The sequence below is a fragment of the Nonomuraea typhae genome (assembly GCF_009760925.1).
GTDB lineage: Bacteria > Actinomycetota > Actinomycetes > Streptosporangiales > Streptosporangiaceae > Nonomuraea > Nonomuraea typhae.
In genome coordinates, this window is record NZ_VRLV01000004.1 from 141,361 (window position 1) to 158,876 (window position 17,516).

General features: G+C 67.6%; 21 protein-coding genes and 1 pseudogene. 17 read left to right on the top strand and 5 right to left on the bottom strand.

The window, feature by feature from the left end:
• Nucleotides 1-18 precede the first annotated feature (18 nt).
• The 10 genes from FVE25_RS16590 to FVE25_RS16630 all read left to right on the top strand — a co-directional run bounded on the left by FVE25_RS16590 (nt 19) and on the right by FVE25_RS16630 (nt 6,155).
• Nucleotides 19-183, top strand: coding sequence for a hypothetical protein (locus FVE25_RS16590; RefSeq protein WP_157247853.1), 165 nt, complete (start codon nt 19-21; stop codon nt 181-183).
• Entirely contained in the window at nt 184-354 is a 171-nt protein-coding gene (locus FVE25_RS16595) for a hypothetical protein (RefSeq protein ID WP_157247854.1), read from the top strand.
• Entirely contained in the window at nt 351-479 is a 129-nt protein-coding gene (locus tag FVE25_RS56280; RefSeq protein WP_281367855.1) for a hypothetical protein, read from the top strand. Before FVE25_RS16595 ends, FVE25_RS56280 begins: the two co-directional genes overlap by 4 nt.
• Nucleotides 476-1,285, top strand: a complete 810-nt coding sequence (locus tag FVE25_RS16600; protein ID WP_157247855.1) for a C40 family peptidase — start codon at nt 476-478, stop codon at nt 1,283-1,285. The genes FVE25_RS56280 and FVE25_RS16600 overlap by 4 nt, the downstream gene beginning before the upstream one ends.
• A gap of 29 nt (nt 1,286-1,314) precedes the next feature.
• A complete protein-coding gene (locus tag FVE25_RS16605) occupies nt 1,315-1,821 on the top strand; it encodes a hypothetical protein (RefSeq protein WP_157247856.1) in 507 nt (168 codons plus the stop codon).
• Nucleotides 1,743-2,261, top strand: a complete 519-nt coding sequence (locus FVE25_RS16610; RefSeq protein WP_157247857.1) for a hypothetical protein — start codon at nt 1,743-1,745, stop codon at nt 2,259-2,261. Before FVE25_RS16605 ends, FVE25_RS16610 begins: the two co-directional genes overlap by 79 nt.
• A gap of 291 nt (nt 2,262-2,552) precedes the next feature.
• Nucleotides 2,553-3,359 carry a hypothetical protein gene (locus FVE25_RS16615; protein WP_157247858.1) on the top strand — a complete coding sequence of 269 codons (807 nt, stop codon included), beginning with the start codon at nt 2,553-2,555 and terminating at the stop codon, nt 3,357-3,359.
• Nucleotides 3,356-3,838: a hypothetical protein gene (locus tag FVE25_RS16620; RefSeq protein WP_157247859.1), complete on the top strand. Its 483-nt coding sequence runs from the start codon at nt 3,356-3,358 to the stop codon at nt 3,836-3,838. The genes FVE25_RS16615 and FVE25_RS16620 overlap by 4 nt, the downstream gene beginning before the upstream one ends.
• Entirely contained in the window at nt 3,835-4,668 is an 834-nt protein-coding gene (locus FVE25_RS16625; RefSeq protein WP_157247860.1) for a hypothetical protein, read from the top strand. The genes FVE25_RS16620 and FVE25_RS16625 overlap by 4 nt, the downstream gene beginning before the upstream one ends.
• Entirely contained in the window at nt 4,668-6,155 is a 1,488-nt protein-coding gene (locus tag FVE25_RS16630; RefSeq protein WP_157247861.1) for a hypothetical protein, read from the top strand. Before FVE25_RS16625 ends, FVE25_RS16630 begins: the two co-directional genes overlap by 1 nt.
• Nucleotides 6,156-6,386: 231 nt before the next feature.
• On the opposite strand, the gene FVE25_RS16635 is transcribed toward FVE25_RS16630, so the two are convergent.
• The 4 genes from FVE25_RS16635 to FVE25_RS16650 all read right to left on the bottom strand — a co-directional run bounded on the left by FVE25_RS16635 (nt 6,387) and on the right by FVE25_RS16650 (nt 8,506).
• Entirely contained in the window at nt 6,387-7,499 is a 1,113-nt protein-coding gene (locus FVE25_RS16635; protein ID WP_157247862.1) for a hypothetical protein, read from the bottom strand.
• Nucleotides 7,500-7,556: 57 nt separating this feature from the next.
• Nucleotides 7,557-7,805, bottom strand: coding sequence for a hypothetical protein (locus FVE25_RS16640; RefSeq protein WP_157247863.1), 249 nt, complete (start codon nt 7,803-7,805; stop codon nt 7,557-7,559).
• Nucleotides 7,806-7,850: 45 nt separating this feature from the next.
• Nucleotides 7,851-8,039 carry a hypothetical protein gene (locus FVE25_RS16645; protein ID WP_157247864.1) on the bottom strand — a complete coding sequence of 63 codons (189 nt, stop codon included), beginning with the start codon at nt 8,037-8,039 and terminating at the stop codon, nt 7,851-7,853.
• 119 nt (nt 8,040-8,158) lie between these two features.
• Nucleotides 8,159-8,506 (bottom strand): hypothetical protein, encoded by a 348-nt coding sequence (locus FVE25_RS16650; RefSeq protein WP_157247865.1) that lies wholly within the window; start codon nt 8,504-8,506, stop codon nt 8,159-8,161.
• 321 nt (nt 8,507-8,827) lie between these two features.
• Between FVE25_RS16650 and FVE25_RS16655 the strand changes: the two genes are divergently transcribed.
• The 7 genes from FVE25_RS16655 (at nt 8,828) to FVE25_RS16685 (ending at nt 16,243) form a co-directional block, all read left to right on the top strand.
• Entirely contained in the window at nt 8,828-9,427 is a 600-nt protein-coding gene (locus FVE25_RS16655; RefSeq protein WP_157247866.1) for a hypothetical protein, read from the top strand.
• A 66-nt stretch (nt 9,428-9,493) separates the two neighbouring features.
• The gene (locus tag FVE25_RS16660) at nt 9,494-9,829 is read left to right on the top strand and encodes a hypothetical protein (RefSeq protein WP_157247867.1); all 336 of its coding nucleotides are present in this window, start codon (nt 9,494-9,496) and stop codon (nt 9,827-9,829) included.
• Between the two features lie 92 nt (nt 9,830-9,921).
• A complete protein-coding gene (locus tag FVE25_RS16665) occupies nt 9,922-11,034 on the top strand; it encodes a hypothetical protein (protein ID WP_157247868.1) in 1,113 nt (370 codons plus the stop codon).
• A gap of 76 nt (nt 11,035-11,110) precedes the next feature.
• On the top strand, nt 11,111-11,647 hold the full coding sequence (locus tag FVE25_RS16670; protein ID WP_157247869.1) for a hypothetical protein: 537 nt from the start codon (nt 11,111-11,113) through the stop codon (nt 11,645-11,647).
• Nucleotides 11,648-11,801: 154 nt separating this feature from the next.
• Entirely contained in the window at nt 11,802-14,186 is a 2,385-nt protein-coding gene (locus tag FVE25_RS16675; protein WP_157247870.1) for a hypothetical protein, read from the top strand.
• Nucleotides 14,187-14,215: 29 nt separating this feature from the next.
• Nucleotides 14,216-14,473 carry a hypothetical protein gene (locus tag FVE25_RS16680; RefSeq protein ID WP_157247871.1) on the top strand — a complete coding sequence of 86 codons (258 nt, stop codon included), beginning with the start codon at nt 14,216-14,218 and terminating at the stop codon, nt 14,471-14,473.
• Between the two features lie 1,317 nt (nt 14,474-15,790).
• On the top strand, nt 15,791-16,243 hold the full coding sequence (locus FVE25_RS16685; protein WP_157247872.1) for a hypothetical protein: 453 nt from the start codon (nt 15,791-15,793) through the stop codon (nt 16,241-16,243).
• Between the two features lie 573 nt (nt 16,244-16,816).
• Here FVE25_RS16685 and FVE25_RS16690 read toward each other — a convergent pair.
• Nucleotides 16,817-17,261, bottom strand: a pseudogene (locus FVE25_RS16690) (transposase); the annotation flags it as partial.
• Nucleotides 17,262-17,516: the final 255 nt, after the last annotated feature.

Consider the following 17,516-nt stretch of genomic DNA (forward strand, 5'->3'; position numbering starts at 1 on the left):
TATCCAGGAAGGGCGCACATGGGCACTCGAAAGCCGATGGCAGCGACCGACCGGCGCCGTGGCGGAATTGGCGACAACGTGCGTTTCACCGTCCCGAAGGACACCGACGGCGCCGGGCCTCCGCTCGCGGAGATATTCAACGACCGGCGCAAGCCCAACGGAACCGGAAAGCGAATCGCCTAAATGGCCTACCCCACCTCCCGCAGCATGAGCGCCGAACTGGCCGAGGGCATCACCGACGGCGCCGTCCGCAAGCCCGCCCCCGATCGGGGCGGTCTTGGCCACAGCCCCGCCAACGCCTACCCCGGCCACGTCATGACCGGCGTGATCGGCCCGAAGGGCGGCCTGGCATGAGCGAGCTCGACCACTCCCCGCGGCCCCTGGCCCCGCAGAACAAGGCGGCCGTCACCCCCGAGGACGGTGAGCAGGACGGCGAGATCCTGGACCTGCCCGTCTACGACGGCGGGAGCGGCTGGTGAGCCTCACCGTCGAGGAGTTCCTCGACACCCTCAAGAGCTTCAAGGGTTACCGCGAGCAGCCCGACAAGGACACCACCTTCGGCCTGTGGTGGGACTCCCGGCACCGCACGCACGGCTTCCGCGACGCCGCCTGGTGCGACATGTTCCTGGCCTACTGCGCCTTCAAAGCCGGCGGCGAGCAGGGCCTGGACATCATCGGCGAATATGCGTACACGCCCTACCATGCAGGCTGGTTCGCCCGCCACGGAGCGTTCGGCAACCGGCCCACCAAGGGCGCCGTGGTGTTCTTCGACTGGGCAGGCACCCGCTCGATCAGCGCCATCGACCACGTCGGTGTGGTCCTGGGCACCGACAACCGGGGCCGCGTGGTCACCATCGAGGGCAACACCGAGGACGCGGTCAAGATCCGCTACCGCGACCGCCGCTACATCGTCGGCTACGGCTATCCCAAGTACGCCAAGGTCAGCGTCAAGCCCCGCCCGGACGAGAAGCCCGACAAGCCGACCAAGCCGACCCGGCCCACCAAGCCGTCGACTGGCAACCAGGCGCCGCGCTTCCCCCTGAGCGCAGGCCAGGTCTACGGCATCGGCCACCGCACCGGCACCGCCAAGGCCGACAGGGACGCCATCCGCCGTGTGCAGGCCAAGCTCGCCGACCGCGGCTGGAACATCACCGCTGACGGCGTCTTCGGCCCCATCACCCGCCAGGTCGTACGCGCCTTCCAGGACGAGAAGGGCTTGGCCGTCGACGGCCTCGTCGGCCCCCGCACCTGGGCCGCGATCTGGGACGCCCCCGTCACCGCCTGACCCCCACGACACGAATCAAGAAACGGCGCATGACCACCGAACCCAAGATCCGGCTTCTGCTCTGCGGCACCTGCACCACCATCGAGGAACTGCCCGACCACCACGGCCCGGTCGAATCCGACGACCTGCTCGCCTACCTGGCCTCCCGCCACCGCTTCCCCTCCGGCACCCCCCACGCGGGCGGCCAGCTCTTCGACGTCGAGGAGAAGCACTGGCGCAACACAGAGACCCGCAAGCAGATCGTCGACCAGATCAACGTCCGTAGCGGAGAGGGCCTGGGTCGAAGCTTCTATGAGCTGAAGGACACCTTCAAAGAGGACGCCTTCACCTGTTGGAAGAAGCACAACCGCACCACCAACTGCGGCGACTTCAAGTCCGAGGCCAAACGCCTGACCCCCGACACCGCGGCCGAGCGCAAGGCCGCCGGGCTCGGCAAGGCCCGCTCCAACCGCTTCCTGTGCGAGTTCTGCCCCCACTTCAGCGTCGTTATGCAGCGCATGCGGGCCGCCCGAGGCGACTACCACTACACCGGCTGACGCCCGCCCACGCCACCGAACACCACCAGGCCCACCAGCCGACCAACCACCCGGAGAACCACATCAACAGCGCAGGCGCCGCCACCATCATCGGCCACAACCCCGACCCGCAGCCCGCCGCCGGCCCGAGCCCCACCGGCCCGGATGACACGCCCGCTCCCGGCCTGCCCGTCCGCACCGCGTTCGTCATCTACCAGGACTACGACGGCGCCTGGGTCGGCACCAACGACCCCGCCCTCATCAGCGACAAGCTCACCCTCGACAAGACCGCCCACCCCGACGAGATCACCGCCGGATGCTCGGTCGTCGCCGACGAGATCGTCGCCCAGAAGACGGCCATGCAGGTCCACAACGTCATGATGGCCGCCGCCCGCCAGGCCGCCGAAGCCCAAGCCAACGCCGCCATCCTCAACCAGGTCCGCAACGCCCCCAGGCCATAGGCGGAAATCCCCACCGACAAAGGGCCCTCCGCGCGCTTCCGGAGGGCCCTTTCCGCCTATTCGGCGAATAACTCGAAAAACACCAATCACCCTAAACTGAAATACATGGGCTACCAATCGGCGTCACATTATCTCGACAATGCCGCACAATCGTCCGGGCGTATTACCGTCACCTCGGGCCAAAGCGGCTATTTCTCGACGCCCGATCCCGGCTTCGACCCGGCCCTGTTCGACGGCCAAAAACTCCGGCCGCACGTCCGTGACACGATCACCGGGTCATTCACACATTTCATGCGCTCCCGCTTCCGCGACCCGGACTCCTGGACCCGGCTGTGGCTGGCCGGATCCGGCATCTCCCACCAGTGGTCCGGAGACCGAGGCAACGGCGACCTGGACGTCATGATCGGGATCAACCCCCTGCGCTTCCGCCAGCTCCAACCCGAGCAAGCAGCACTGTCCGAACCGGAGCTGGCGGATTCCCTCAACTCCCTGCTGCGAGCTGAACTGTGGCCGCAGACGGCCCGCACCCACTTCGGCGGCAAGCTCTTCGAGCTCACCTACTACTGGAACCCGGCCACCACCAACGCCCCGGGCGGCGTCACCGCGATCCACCCCTACGCCGCCTACGACCTGACCGCCGACACCTGGACCGTGCGCCCGCCGCGCCTACCCGCCGACCCGCGCACCCTCTACCCGGCCGACTGGTGGGCCCAGGTCGACCGCGAAGCGGCCACCGCCCGCGACATCATCGCCCGCTACAACGCCGCCCGCGGCACCGCCCAATCCACGTCCATCGCCAGCCCCGGCCACACCAACGCGATGACCGCCCTGCACCTGGCCGTCGACCAGGCCAGCCACCTGTTCGACGACATCCACACCGGCCGCCACCAAGCCTTCGGGCCCGGCGGCCACGGCTACGGCGACTTCGCCAACTTCCGCTGGCAAGCGGCCAAAGCCTCCGGGATCGGACCGGCGCTGGCCGAGATCGCCGCCGTCGGCCGCCAAGCCGCCCTGGACACCCAGCGCCATCTGTACGGCCAGCCGCTCGCCGAGGCCAGCACCGCCCGCCTCCAAGCCCTGCTGTGGAGCAGCCGATGACCGGACTCGCCCTGCTGACCGTGGACGGGCTGCTGCGCGACGAAGCCTCCGGCGCCCCGATCCCCACCGGCCGCGCCCTGTACGCCGCCATCGCCAGCGTCCACCGCCTGGCCCTCATCAGCGACCAGCCCGCCAGCCCGTGGCTGGAACTCAACGGGTTCACCGACCACCAGTTCGTCCTCGAAGCCCACCCCACCGACCCCGACGACCCAGCCATTCGCCGGCTACGCCAGGTCGAGCGGCTACGCGGCCAAGGCGCCCACATCGCCCTGCTGGCCGACCCCAACCCAGGCGTCATCGCGATCCTGGCCAGCAGCGGCATCCCCCTCCTGCACTACATCCACCCTGCCTACGCACGCCCCGAGTACCTGCCGGACCACGAGGCGGCCCTGACCCCCTGGCAGCTCATGGTCGACGAGGTCGACCGCGTGCGCGGCCTGCGCGCTGCCGACCCCCGACCCGACAAGGACGCCCTGTGATCAACCCCGACGCCGTACCCGAGATCCTCGCCCAGCGCGCCGCTCGCCTGCACGCCGCGGGCAAGCTGTTCAACGGGTTCGTCAACAACCCCGGCCAGCAGCGCATCCGCGCCCGCGCCGAGCGCGGCAAGAAGCAGGCCACCGCCCGGGCCCGCGCCGAGTGGGAGCAGGCCGCCCGCAACGCCAGCGTCAAGAACCCCGCGCCCGTACCGGGGCCGACGACCGCACCCGGCGCGGGAGTGGACCTGTCGCCCTACGACAAGCCGTCCGCCGTCACCTTCGACCCGCTCAACCGCTCCAGCGCGAGCGACAAGCGAAAGGCAGCCCCGGCGCCGGGCGCCCGCAACCACGTCGGCCAGGTCATCCCGCCCAGCCCGCAGGAGAAGGCCGCGTTCATCCAGCGGCGCGTCGCTCCGTACGTGCGCCAGCTCAACCGCGTCACCGACCCGCGGGACCTGCCCGCCGTCCAGGCCCGCGTCGGCGCCCGCCAGGTTCCCACCCCCGGGCCGCTGCCCAAGCCCGGCCCAGCCATCGCCCAGCCCACCCCCGCCCCGGCCGGCCCGCCCCAGCCGCCCACCTACGGCCAGCGGATGCGCCAGGTGATCCGCGAGGGCATCGAGGACATCCAGGCCAAGCGCATCGCCCAGTCCACCCTCCTGGCCGCCCAGCGCTCCGGCCGCATCCCCCCGCCGACCGGCGGCCAGCAGACGCTGTTCACCGTCGGCCAGACCAGCCACACCGCAGGCAAGGCGGCGCCCGCGGGCCGCGCCCCGGTCGACTGGTCAACCGCCCGCAAGCGGGCCCAGCACCACCAGCCCGGCCTGTTTTGATGTTGTCGCTGTACTTCGGCGGCTCGGAGGTGCCCGGCTGGCGCACCCTCCTGGCCGCCCAAGGCGTCGAGCACGTCGCCCTGTCCTTTGTCGGGCTGCTGCGCCGGACCAAACTCACCCGGCCCTGGCTCATCTCCGCCAAGTACCCCGACCACCAGAGCGTCTTCGTCGACTCCGGCGGATACACCCTCAACGCCAAGCCGCAGGAGTGGCCCGCTGAGCGCGTCGAGGACCTGGTTGGCGCCTACCGGACCTTCATCGAAGCCAACCTCGACCGGATCGCCATGGTGTCCGAACTGGATGCGACCAGCATGGGGCCGGACTGGCTCGCCCGCCACCGATCGGACTTCTACGACCACCTGGGGGAGAAGTTCCTGCCGATCTGGCACGCCGAGCACGGCGTTGCCGAACTGGAACGGCTGGCAGACCGCTACGGCCGGGTCGGCGTCCCCCAGATCTCCGTCGCCGGGCGCGACATCGCCGGACTCCTCAACCGGCTCGCCCGCCGCGGCGTCCGGATCCACGGCGTGGCCATGACCAAGACCGACCTCATGGAGCAGATCGGATTCGACTCCGTCGCCTCCACGAGCTGGCTGTCCCCGGCCCAGTACGGCGACACCCAGATCTGGACCGGACACGCCCTCAAGCGCTACCCCCGCAAGTACAAGGACCAGGGCCGCAAACGCCACCGGCAGCACCTGGAGCGCGCCGGCTTCGACATCGAGCTCATCGAATCGGACAACGCGAGCGAGGTCCTCAAGGTCGCGATCTGGAGCTGGCGTCGGTTCGTCGACCACATCAACACGCGCAAACGGAAAGTAGTTGATATGTCCCCCGAAACGCCTTCCGGACCAAACGCGGAAGTCGAGCCGGACCCAGTTGATACCCCCGCCCCGCAAACGCGGAAGCCGGTACCAACTCCTCGCACCGGAGAACGAGCCCTCCTGCCCGGCCTGACCCTGGCCCAGGTGAGCGAAACCGGCATCGGAGACGACGGCCAGCCGACCACCACCACCCGCTCCCTCGTCGAGCTCCAGGCCGACAGCCTGCGCCAGTGCGACACCTGCTACCTCGCCTCCCACTGCCCGGCCAACAGCCCCGGCAGCGCCTGCGCCTACACCATCCCGGTCACCATCAAGACCCGCGACCAGCTCCGCGCCGTCGAGGACGCCGTGGTGTCCATGCAGTTCCAGCGGGTCGCCTTCCTGCGCCTGGTCGAGGAATCGGAAGGCGGCTACGCCGACCCCAACCTGTCCGCCGAGATCGACCGGCTCCACCGGATGCTCGCCAAGCGCGCCGAGGCCGACGCCGAGGGCTTCAGCCTGACGGTCAAGGCGTCCGGCCGCGCCATGGCCGAGGGCGGCACCATCGCCCGCCTGTTCGGCTCCGATGCCAGCCACCGCGCCCGCGAGTTGGAGGCGCCCCGCCGCAGCGATGACGTCCTGGCCAGCCTGGACGTCGTCGAGGCAGAGGTCATCGACAGGTAGTTGATATCCCGGCCCGCTGAGAGCAGGAAACCCTCTCTTCAGCGAGGCTGAGCGCGAGTGCCCGGCTGCTACCTTGGGCCTCGAGGCCGCCGCTCAGCGGTGGTTCCTTCGGTCGGCGGGGTGGTGCCCGCCGATTGGTTGGGCACCAGGGCGGATGGTACCCCCTGGTGTTTGGTGGAAATACGCGAAGACCCCGCCGGAGCCCGGCGGGGTCTTCGTGCATTCCGGAGATCAGACCTTGGTCAAGCAGGTCCGGCCCCCGCGCGTGGTGATCTCCTCCCTGCGCCGCTCAGGATCGGCGTCCCACGTCACGATGGCCGATGCCTTGGCCACGCGCCCGGTCACGGTCCCCAGGCGGCCCGTCTTGCTCGACTGGACCCGATCGGACTCATCCAGCGGAACCAAGGTGTCGAAGTCAAAGCAGCAGTCCACGTAGGCGTAGCCGTTCTCATCCGTGACCATCCGGGCGCGGTGGTGGAAGGGGCACAGCAGGTGGCTCTCGTGCCGAGCCCAGCCGTCATCGCCCAGGTCCCGCTGCGCGCCGCAGTCACGGCACCGGTCGGACAGGTCGACCTGGAGCGGGCCGGATTCCACCACGCCGAGCTGCTGGCCCAGCGATCGGATCCCGTGGAGCAGACCGGCAGTCGCCGCCACCGTGGCATCCGAGGCAGGGAAGGCGGCCCGCAGCGCCATCACCTGCGAACCGTGGTCAGCCACCACAGCCATGCTCTCCAGCAGTCCCAGCACCTTCTCCAGGTCATCAAGACTCACTGGAGCGGTCCGGACTTCGCCGCTGTGGTAGCCGTGCCTCTCCTGGTGCTCGATGGTCACCCCGTGGACGGCCAGCCGGTCGGCGATGGCGTTGTTCCGATCGCACGAGGCCATGATGCGCTCGCGGCGGGCCTGACGCAGAGCCTCGGCCTGCGCCTCCTCCTCGCGCCGCGCCGTGACGGTCGGCTCATACTCACCGAGGATCTTGGGTAGCGACGACACGAGGATGTACTCAAAGCCGTCGTCAGTGCTCGCCTTCGTCGCGGCCAGCATGTCGTCCAGCTTGACCGTGGCGGCCTTGGCCTGGAGCCGCTCCGCCGTTTGCGACAGCGTCTCATCCTTCTTGGAGGTGACGGTCAGCGCCGGGTATCCGGCCACACGGTTGCCGTAGGCGCTCAGCCGTGCGGGCCTGGCCTCCCTGGACGTCTGGAACACGGTGGAGCCGTTGCGGCGGTCGTAGGAATCGGCGTGCTGGACAAGCTGGGAAAGGTCGTTGAGGAACACAACGGGGTTGTCAAAGCCCCGGTGGTCGTAGAGGTAGACGAGGCCCGGCTGGATGTCGGCCTTCTTCATGACGGGGACTCCTTCAGGTGCTGGTTGGTGGTGGTGTTTGGTGGTGGTCGCTGCCGGTCAGCAGCGGTCGCCGGGCCTGGTGGTCGCCCGGACCTCGCGCGGGCAGTCCTCGGCGATGTAGTCCTGCCACGAGGTGATGTTGTTCTTGAGACCCTTCACCCGGTTGCGTAGGCCCTTGCGGAGCCAGCCGTCTGCTTCGGCAGCCAGCGCGAGCTCTACCTGGGTCAGTTCGACCAGGCGCTCGGCGATGATCTCCTCGGCTGCTGCCTGGCGGACCGCTTGGTCGGTGCTGGCGAAGAGGTTCACGCGGTGCTCGCTTTGTGGTGGGGGAGTCGTCGGGGTCGCGCGCGCCTATCGCCAGTCGGCGCTGATCGCGGGGTATTCGGGGTTGTACGCGAAGTGCGAGGCGATCTGGTTGCCGATGTACCGGCGGATGTCCTCGCGAACGACTGCACCTGTCGGCTCCACGCCGTAGGCGGTGGCCCACTGCCGGACGCCCTCAGGCGAGGCGTCCACGGTGATGGTGAGGCTGATCTTCATTGCGCATTCCTGTCTTGGTCGGACCTCTCGGAGCTGGCTGGACCTGTTGCCCGGTAACCGGGCGAGCCACGCTGCCAAGCAGGCGAGATCGCAACCGTGGTAGATCGGCCCGCCGGATTTCACGCGGACGCCTTGCGGAAGTCTTCGGCGAACTTCGGCCAGAACTTGAGCGCGGTCCCCAGAGCCCACTGCCTGGCCGCTTCGACCCCATCCGCATCGCTGTGCTCGTGCCAGGTCCACGAGATGTCGACGCCGTACTGCCGGTACTCCTCACGCATCCAGGACTCGAACCCTGCCTGGGTGGGGCGAGGGCAGGCGGAGATCGACTCTGGGTCGTAGCCGTCGGCCTCCTTGTGGGCGTACAGGGCGAGCATCCCCAGGAGGTCGTGGGTGTTGGGCTTGAACTCGACGCGGATCTGCGCGAACAGCTCGCTGCTCGGTAGGTAGCGATACCAGCGCAACGCCATGTCCAACTCCTTCGGTAGTCGGTGGTGTGGCAGAAGCTAAGCATGAGTGAAAGCTGTAATGCAAGTTAAGCTTTACGAGATGCTGCGCGAGAGGATTGGGCTCGTCGTCCTCGTCCAGGTGTCGCGTGTAAGCCTGCTCGCGTGGGGGGCTCGGCGATGTTGGCGGCCATCGCGCCGAGCATCCCCGTGTGACGCCCCTGTGTGCCACGCTCTCGGACTCGTTGCAAGATTCTCGTAAAGCTGGACTTGTATTACAGCTTTCGCACATGCTTTGATGGCTCCACCACCAACCAACCAGCCCCTCCGAAGGAAACCCGCTTCATGGACACCCAGGCACCCGCGCCCCTCCCAGCGGTCGGCGAAACCATCACCCTCCCGTACACCGCCCGCGCAACCATCAAGGCCGAGATCGTCATGTGGGGGGATGCGAAGGACTCCACGTGGAGGGTCTGTGTCGCCAAGGGGGCACGACGTGACAGCCCCCACAAGACGAGGTTCGCCGTCTTCGCCATCGAGACCACCGACACGCAGCGCACGCCCCGCTTCGTCATCTGGCACACGAAAGACGCGATGTGGCGCACCTACCGCGAGCGCTTCACCTCCGCCGTCTACCGGGCCGTGGTCGGCCTCACCCACTACGTGAGGTACCTCGACGGGCAAGACGTCCGCATCCCGCTGACGTTCCTGGAACTGCGCGGTCAGGGCTGTTTCCGCATCCTGGGGCCTGACTTCACCGCCGTACTGGAGCACCACGGAGGCCGCCGCTACAGCCTTCACTACGGCCCCCAGGGCGAGGTCGCCGAATCGATGCCGGTCAAGGGGCGCAACCACGCCCTCCAGGCTCTGGCTGCCTTCCACGAATTGCCGGCAGATCGGCTCGACGCCGTCGACTACAAGGGCGACCCGCTGACCTCCCGTTAGACCGCAACAGGCCCGCCTCACCAGCGGGCCCGCCACCTCCACCACCCACCACCGAAGGAAGCCGTCATGCGCCACGACCCCCGCCCGCCCTACCAGCCGGGCGACACCCTCTCAGGCATGTACTTCGACCGGGGGACCACACTCGGCCCGGTCGTCGTCACCTCGTGCGTGATGGATGCCAGCGCGGCACACGGGACGCGCTGGAAGATCCAGGGCACCGCTTCGACCTCCGGCGGACCCAAGCCGGTGTCCTACACCGTCAACCGCAACGGCGAGTCCGACTACTGCTCGCCGCGCCGCTGCCGCGTGTGCAAAGGCCAGGGAACCGTTCGGCTCAACGACGGGGCATGGCCCCCAGTTTGGGCCTGCGACACCCACCAGCACGACCCCATCAAGCTCTGACGAGCCCTCCGCAGGCCGGACCCAGCCGGGCCCGGCCCGCCGGGGAGTCCGCCAGGACTGCCACCAAACACCGCCACCGAAGGAATCCGCCCATGCTGACGATCGCCCGCAACCGCATGGCCAAACTCGCTGAGATCCGCGACGCCATCACCCACCTGCACCACTACGCGTGGGACAAGAAAGAGCGCCGCTGGGTCTCCTGCCAGACCTGGGGGTACATCAACCGCGTCGTCACCGTGGCCGACGCCTTCGAGGTGCTGGCCCGCTACAACGACGCCCGGCTGATCGAACACGAGCCCGGCCAGACCTACACGATCACCTACGGCGGAACCCGCGAGACCGGAACACTCCGCCGCACCATCGTTCTGGTGGCCACCCCGATCACGGCGGGCATGAAGGGGATCACCTTCCACCCTGATCACAACCCAGACCTGACTGTGCCAGTCGACGTGATCGACGTCCAGGCCGCCCTAGAAGACGACACCCCGGCGGCTATTGCCCGCATCGACCACGACGGCGTGGAGCTCACCGTGCCCACCACCAAGCTGCGCCCCGAGCCGTGGATCTGGACCCCCTCGCCCGAATACCTGGCCGAGCAGGCCCGGGCCGAGGAGTCCAGCCGGAACGCCGACGAGATCGAACAGGGACCGCGCACCGACTGGCTGGTCCCCTCGACCACCCGCTACACCCTGCGAGACCGGACCCAGATCGTGGACGACTTCGAGGTCCGCGACGTGTTCGCGAACGGCAACGTGCTCGCCTACGACATCAGCGGCCAGCCCCTGGAGGGACTCACCGTTTGGGACATCGAGCCCGTCGGGCCTCCCCCTTGCCCCAACTGCGGAGCGGACTGGGACGACGAGGGGGCGGTGTGCAGCGAGTGCGACACCATCCTGTGCGAATGCGGCGAGCCGGTCGACGGAGACGGCTACGACGGCAAATGCGGCACCTGCGCGGACATCGAATACCGCAGCGAGGAAGAAGAAGAGACGGGCCCGCGCACCAACACCGACACCCCGTCAGCCCAGGTCTACGTGGACCGCACCGGGCCCGGCCATGTGCGCATCCTCTCCGTTGACCCCGACGCCCTGGCCCACGTACTCGGTGCTGACAGCGTCACCGGCTATGCCAGCGCCTGGGACCTCGACCCTGTCGACTGCACCTGTGGGCACTGCATGACGCAGGAAGCCGTACTCGCCCGCTAGACCCACCACCAGGCCCGCATCACCAACGGGCCCGCACCACCACCACCACCAACCACCACCCCGAAGGAAGATCACCATGGGCACTCACACCATCGACGCCCTGGCCGTCGTGACCTACCACGTCCCCGACTCAACCCCGCCCGCCCAAGCCCTGGAGCTCCTCCGTGCGATCCTGGCGGAAGGGATCGAGTACGACGACCAGCCCGCCCCAGGGCACGACCCCAGGATCCTCCTGACGTGCATCTCCAGCCGCCGGGACCCGGTGCTGATCACCGGAGACGACGACGGCATCCCCTACCCGGACGAGTGCGCAGTCCCGTTCGCGCCCGCCGTCCTCGACACCCTGCTGACCAATCAGGCCACCAGCTTCTACGAGGCGACGAGCGAGCTTCGTAAGTTCTCCACCGAGGCTGCGCACCTGAAGTGGTTGCGGGACGAGTGGGGCAGGGTTGTGCAGTCTGAGCGTGCGGCCCTGGTCGCCCTGATCGGGCTGCGCTGGCCGCGCCTGACACCGGAGCAGCTCGCCGAGGTCCTCGATGGCCTGGAGCGCGTGCACGGCACCATGGACGACTTTCTCAACGGCGGCGCTCGACGCCCGCCCTACCTGGCCTGACCTGCTCTGACGCCACGACAAGCCCCGGCCTGACAGCCGGGGCTTGTTGCGTTTTGGTCACAGCCCGTCGGCATGCGCGAAAGCGCTAATACATGTAGCGCTTTACGAGATATGCTGAGGCTCCGCCCGACAGCAACCCCGGAAGGACCCCCAGATGGCCCGCAAGATCGCCCCCGCCAAGACCCCCACCATCGCCATCGCCCGCGCCCTCCGCTCTATCGGCCTGGTCCAGGGCCGGGACTTCAAGGTCGAAGGCGTCTACCGGCGGTGCACCGCATACGGCGAGCGCATCAAGGAGCGCACCGGCACCCAGGTGAGCCTGTTCGGCACCCACGCCGAGCGCGTGGTCTGGGAGCGGGCCGAGGAGATCGAGCGCTACACCCAGGCCGAGGGATACACCTTCGGCGTGCGCAGCATCGCGGTCACCGCCGGGGGGCACCGCATCCTGGCCGTGGGCAACGTGTACGAGTCCAACTGGCGCGAGGTCCGCAAGGCCGAGGCCGAGGCCGCCAAGCTCGCCGAAGTCCGCGCCCTGGGCCTGCCCGACGAGGCCGCTCACCTCACGCCTGACGCGCTGATCCGCTTCGCCGCCCACGTCTTCCAGACCGAGGGCAATACCGACGCCTGGCACGCGATCAGCGGCGCAATGGAGAACGCCGACCAGACCATGAGTGATGACGGGCAGCCCTACCCCGGCCACATCCTCTGGAGCGACTTCTACGCCAAGCGCTGGGCCGAGATCGCCATCGCAGGCTGGGAGACTCATGTCGCCGCTGGCCTCCCTTCTGACGAGCTGCCCACCCTCGCGCACCCCCTCGCCGTCGACTACTTCGGCTGGGAGATCGAGGCCCCCGCCTGCCCCGTCAACCCGCCAGTCCCCGGCGACATGGTCAACCTCCGCCCGGTTGGCTTCGACGCCCACCTGTACGACGTCATTGCAGCCACCCCCGCCGCGTCCGGTGCTGCTGTCCTGGCCGAGCACCGCACACCCACTGGTCGCACCATGTTCGCCGTCTACACCCTCACCCCGCAGGGCCCCGCCGACGTGGTCGCCTACTACGGCTGGCACGACCCCGAGACAGCAGCCAAGCGGGCCCGTCTCGCCTTCTACGACCGCGAACACGAGCTGAGCGCCTCACCCCCCTCCACCGGCTCACCACCGCCGCCTGAGCAACCCCTCAGAGCCCGCCTCACCACCGGGCCGACACCACCACCAACCCGAGGCCGCCCGCCGTGTACCCACAGATCAGCCGCAGGCCCGCCGCTGAGGCACTTGCCTACCGAGTCGAGCCCATCGGCCACCTCTGCCCCGCTTGCTTCCCGCCGTACGACAACGACGACGCCGAGATCGGCGAGGTCTACCCCTGGACCCTCGACATGGAGCCCGGCGAGCCCGACTTCACCTGCGCCCTCTGCGCTCGCGTCATCGCCACCGCGCCGCCCGAGCCCGTCGACGACTAACCCACCAGGCCCGACTCACCACCGGGCCCGCACCGCCACCAACCAACCACCTGAAGGAGCCCCCACCATGACCGCCTACATCACCCCCGCCATGCTCCGCGCACTGACCTACGCCCACGAGACCCGGCAACAGGGCAAGCCCGGCATCATCTATCGGGGCGGCCCCCAGCTCGGCGAGCCCGGCCAGCACGCCACCGCCGCCACCCTCTCCGCGCTCGTCCGTCGAGGTCTGGTCACGCCGATCACGGCCGAGACCACTACCCGCCGAGGCCACCGCGTCCAGACCCTCGACGCCGCCCAGATCACCGACGACGGAAGCGCCTGGATCGAGAAGCTCCAGCAACTGGAGAACGCGGCCAATAGCGCTGACCCCATGGCCGACTACGTCGCCGACATGGCCGCCATGCACGACGTGTTCACCGAGCAGGCCACCGCCTACGCCGAGGGCTTCGAGCTGGTCGACCCGCCTGCCAACTTCGCCCCCGCCACTGACGACGAAGAAGCGCCCAGCGCACCCCGCACCCTGCCGCACGTCACGATCAAGGCCCGCGACCTCAAGCCCGGCCACCTGATCCACGAGTGCTGCGCTGACTACATCCTGGTGCTCGAGGTCATCGAGAAGTTCGAGGGCTGGTCAAGCGTCGTCCACACCAACGACGAACACCCCAGGATCGGCCTCTCTTACCCCTTCGACGCCGACGTGATCGTCTCCATCCTCACCCTGAGCGTCCCGCCCCTCGCCGCTCCGGCCACGCTCACCGAGCAACTCGCCGCCGAAGAGATCGCCATCGCCCTGCGCGCCCTCGGTGCCTACGTCCACACCTACGGCATCGAGGACGGGCACGACGTCTTCAGCAACCGCCAGCTCGACGTCGCCCGCAGGGTGGGCCACCTCTGGCACCGGCACCGGCCCGACCTCGCCGCCTTGCTCGGCGACGACGTAGAGACTGCGCTCCGCACGCTGGGCGAACTCGTCGAGACCTACGGCCTGGAGGACGACGAGAACGCCCTCACCGCCACCCAGCGCGAGATCGCCGAGAAGATCGGCCAGCTCTGGCAAGCCGACATAGACGCCTAGCCGTACCGCCCGGCAATCCCTTCGCCGCCATGAGCTACCTCCCCGACGCCCTGGCCTGGAAGCCCGACATCCCCAAAGACCGCAAGGGCGCAAGGGTCCGCCACTACGACCAGGGAGACCGCGACATCCAAGGGGCCGGAACGGTGACCTTCACCCTCGCCGGGGGAGCGGGCCGCTGGTTCGTCCAGCGCTCCCACTTCGGCGCAAGCCCTGAACCCCACAGGACGCGCTACTTCCCCAACCGCCGCACGGCCCGCGAGTGCTTCGAGCACCTGGCCTACGAGTAACCACCAACAACCGAAGGACCACCCATGTACGACTTCACCATGCAGGACGCCGAACTGACCGCCGCCACCGAGAGCCGCGAGGTCTGGCGACTCCACCCCAACCACGGCCTCGCCTTCCTGGTCGCCTACTACGCCCCCCGACGACGGCTACATCTGGGGCGAGGTCTTCCCCGACAAGGACGGCGACGGCTGGGTCTGGTCCGTCTGGAACGGCTCCAACTGCGTGCGCGGGATGCGCGGGAAAAGGCCCGAGGGGTCCGCCGAGATCGCGGTCAAGCGCGCCGAGGACCTCGTGAACAAGACCCTCAGCGCCTAGCACCCAACCCCAGGCCCCCGGCATCGCCGGGGGCTTCCGCATGTCCGGGCCCTGCTGACGGCCCGAAATCGCGCCAGGCTCAGCGCACTCCGTTGCCGACACGATGCCCCACAGCATGCCCACGGACTCGACCGGCCCGCCCACGTCGCCGGTACGGCGCAGCTCACGATTATTCAGCGCGATTATCTGGCCCATTCTTCCGAGCCATTTTTGAATATGTGTAGCTATCGGTAAATGGTGCTCACTGATAATTGATGTGTCCGTGCGTAGCAAGTCCACCACATGGCGGCACCTCAGTTTGTCAGGACATACCGCCACGGGCCTTGAAAATGGCGGGACGCAGTGGCCTAAAGTCAAGCTCTGAACCCTACAAATCGTGGAAAAGCGCCAACTTGGCCACCTCGGCGACCTCCGAAAGAGGCTCGCGATGTCATTCCTTCGCGCCTTGCGTTCGTGCAGGTCAGCGCCTCGGCCTGAAAGGCTAGGAGATGTAACCATCTCCACGCGTCCACGTCTATGCAGGTCAAAGCAGCAATTCTGTCAGCGGTCAGCATTAAGCCAGCAAGTGCGCACAGGTACGCCGAACCCTTTGGTGCATCGTGGCGGCATGTGTACGCGCATGGATTTTGTAGGAAACCATGAACTTCTCAGCCCTCTTGACAAATGCGACCCCCGCCCACCGTTAAACACGTCTTATGCAACGTATCCAGCCCGGTTTTCTGGGCGTCTCGCGCCAGAGGCTATAAGACAGTGGCCAATGTGAAGTGGAATGGCTCGCAGTTGCCGAGAAGTGACTGGCGAGTGCTTGTAGTACATCTCAGGAAAGGTGTGACTCAAAGGCGAGAGGAAAAATCCGCTCGAAAACGCATGCGTTTGTCTGGGTGAAAGAGGGTCTATCTTGAAAATGAAACCTCCCCAGAAAGTGGCGAGGTGGCGGCCATGCTGGCAGCGGCGGCCCGCCGATACGCTAGCGGGCACAGATCCGATAAGGGAGGGGCGAAGTGGCGAACTACAAGGCACACCCAGAAGAGATCCGACTCGACTTCAACGCGGGCCTGCCGTACGCGGTGATCGCGAAGAAGTACGGCATGACGGTCGGCGGTGTACAACAAGCGGCCGAGCGCGAGGGGTTCCAGGGCGGGAATGTGAGTCACAAATCCTTCCTCCCGTGGATCATCGCAACGGAGCACCAACACAGTCGGGAGGCGACGAACCTACGTAATCTGTCCCGTTATGTACAGTTCGCTGATGTACCCGAGGTGAAGCTGAACACCGCCTTGCGCTGGTTGCTCAGTCAGGTCGAGCGGGGCCTAGACATCGACTACGACCGGGACTGCGGATTTACGACGAAGCCGCTGGCCCCAGGAGGTCACCTGAGCGCCGTCCACGAGAATGTCAGGGTTCGCAGGGAGTCGGAAACTACGGAGAACGCCGCCGACTCTGCATCGACTTGAGGAGGGTTTGGTTGGCTAGGATCGCTCGCCATTAAACATCTTACGGAGAACCACGCCCCCCAAGCACATGCTCGACGCATTCGGCGACAACCCTCCCGTCGACCTCAACCTGCTCGACATGCATGAGTGGACGGTGCTTCCAGCCCGTCCCCGCCCAGACTGGCTGCGGCCTAACAACTTTGAGCCCGCTCTGGCCATGCCGGGGGTGTCCCTATGGAGTTTGTCAAGCAGCGGGGCGCTGGTTGAGCAGGCTGGTGAGGTCGTCGAGGCACGTAGCGAGGTCCTCTTGCGTGGCGAGGTTGTAGCGGGTGCTCGTGGTGGCGCCGCCGGTGGGGTGGCCGAGATCGAGTTCGGCTTCTCCGCTGGTCCAGATGGTGAGCTGGGCGAGGTTGTGGGTGTTCTCGCAGGTGGCCCAGACTGCGGGCTTGTCGGTCGTGGCCCGGTGGTGAGTAGCCAGTGGATGCCTGCTGCTTCCCAGATTGGTCCGCGGTCCTGGATGGCGGCGGCGATCAGGTCTGGGGTGAACTCGTTCATGTGGGTGATCGTCTCACGGGGGTCCATCCGGCCGCCTGAGCGGCGGGCGAGGCAGATGAGGGCGGCGTTGTGCCTTTGGCCTCGGCTCTCTTCTGGTCGTAGTAGGCCCTGCTCAGCGGGTCGGCGAGGGAGGCAAACGTGGCCAGGAAGATGGCGCGGTTCAAGGCTTTGTTGCCGCCTTTGGTTGGGTGTTCACCTCGGATGGCGGAGCCGGAGCGGCGTGTGACGGGGGCGAGGCCGGCATAGGCGGCCAGATGTCCGCGGGTGGGGAAGGCAGTGATGTCGCCGATCTTCAGAAGGACACGGGAGGCGGTTCTGATCTCGAAGCCGAGCATCGAGATCAGAACCTCGGTGAGAAGGCGCGGATCGAGCATCCCCTCGACCTATGCCGCGATCTGTTTGCGCTGGTTGTGGACTGATAGCAGGAGCGGGCCAGGTGCGGCAGGACGGTCACGTCTGCGGTGGTCCCGGGAACGGTGACGGTCTAGGCGTCCAGTGCGGTCTTGATCGCCTCGACCATTCGCAGGAGCGGATGTTCGAGCTGGGAAGGGGATTCGTCATCACAGCCGAGGAGCTCACGGACGTCGACCCAGGTACGTTCATCGAGGTGCGCTGATATCGCTCGTGACCTACAAGGCGCGCTGAGCAACGACCTGTACGAGCCAGCGAGCCGAGCCCGAGCCTGGCGCTACTTCGGGGATGCTCAGTTTGTTGGGCATGAGATCGGTAAGTGTGAATC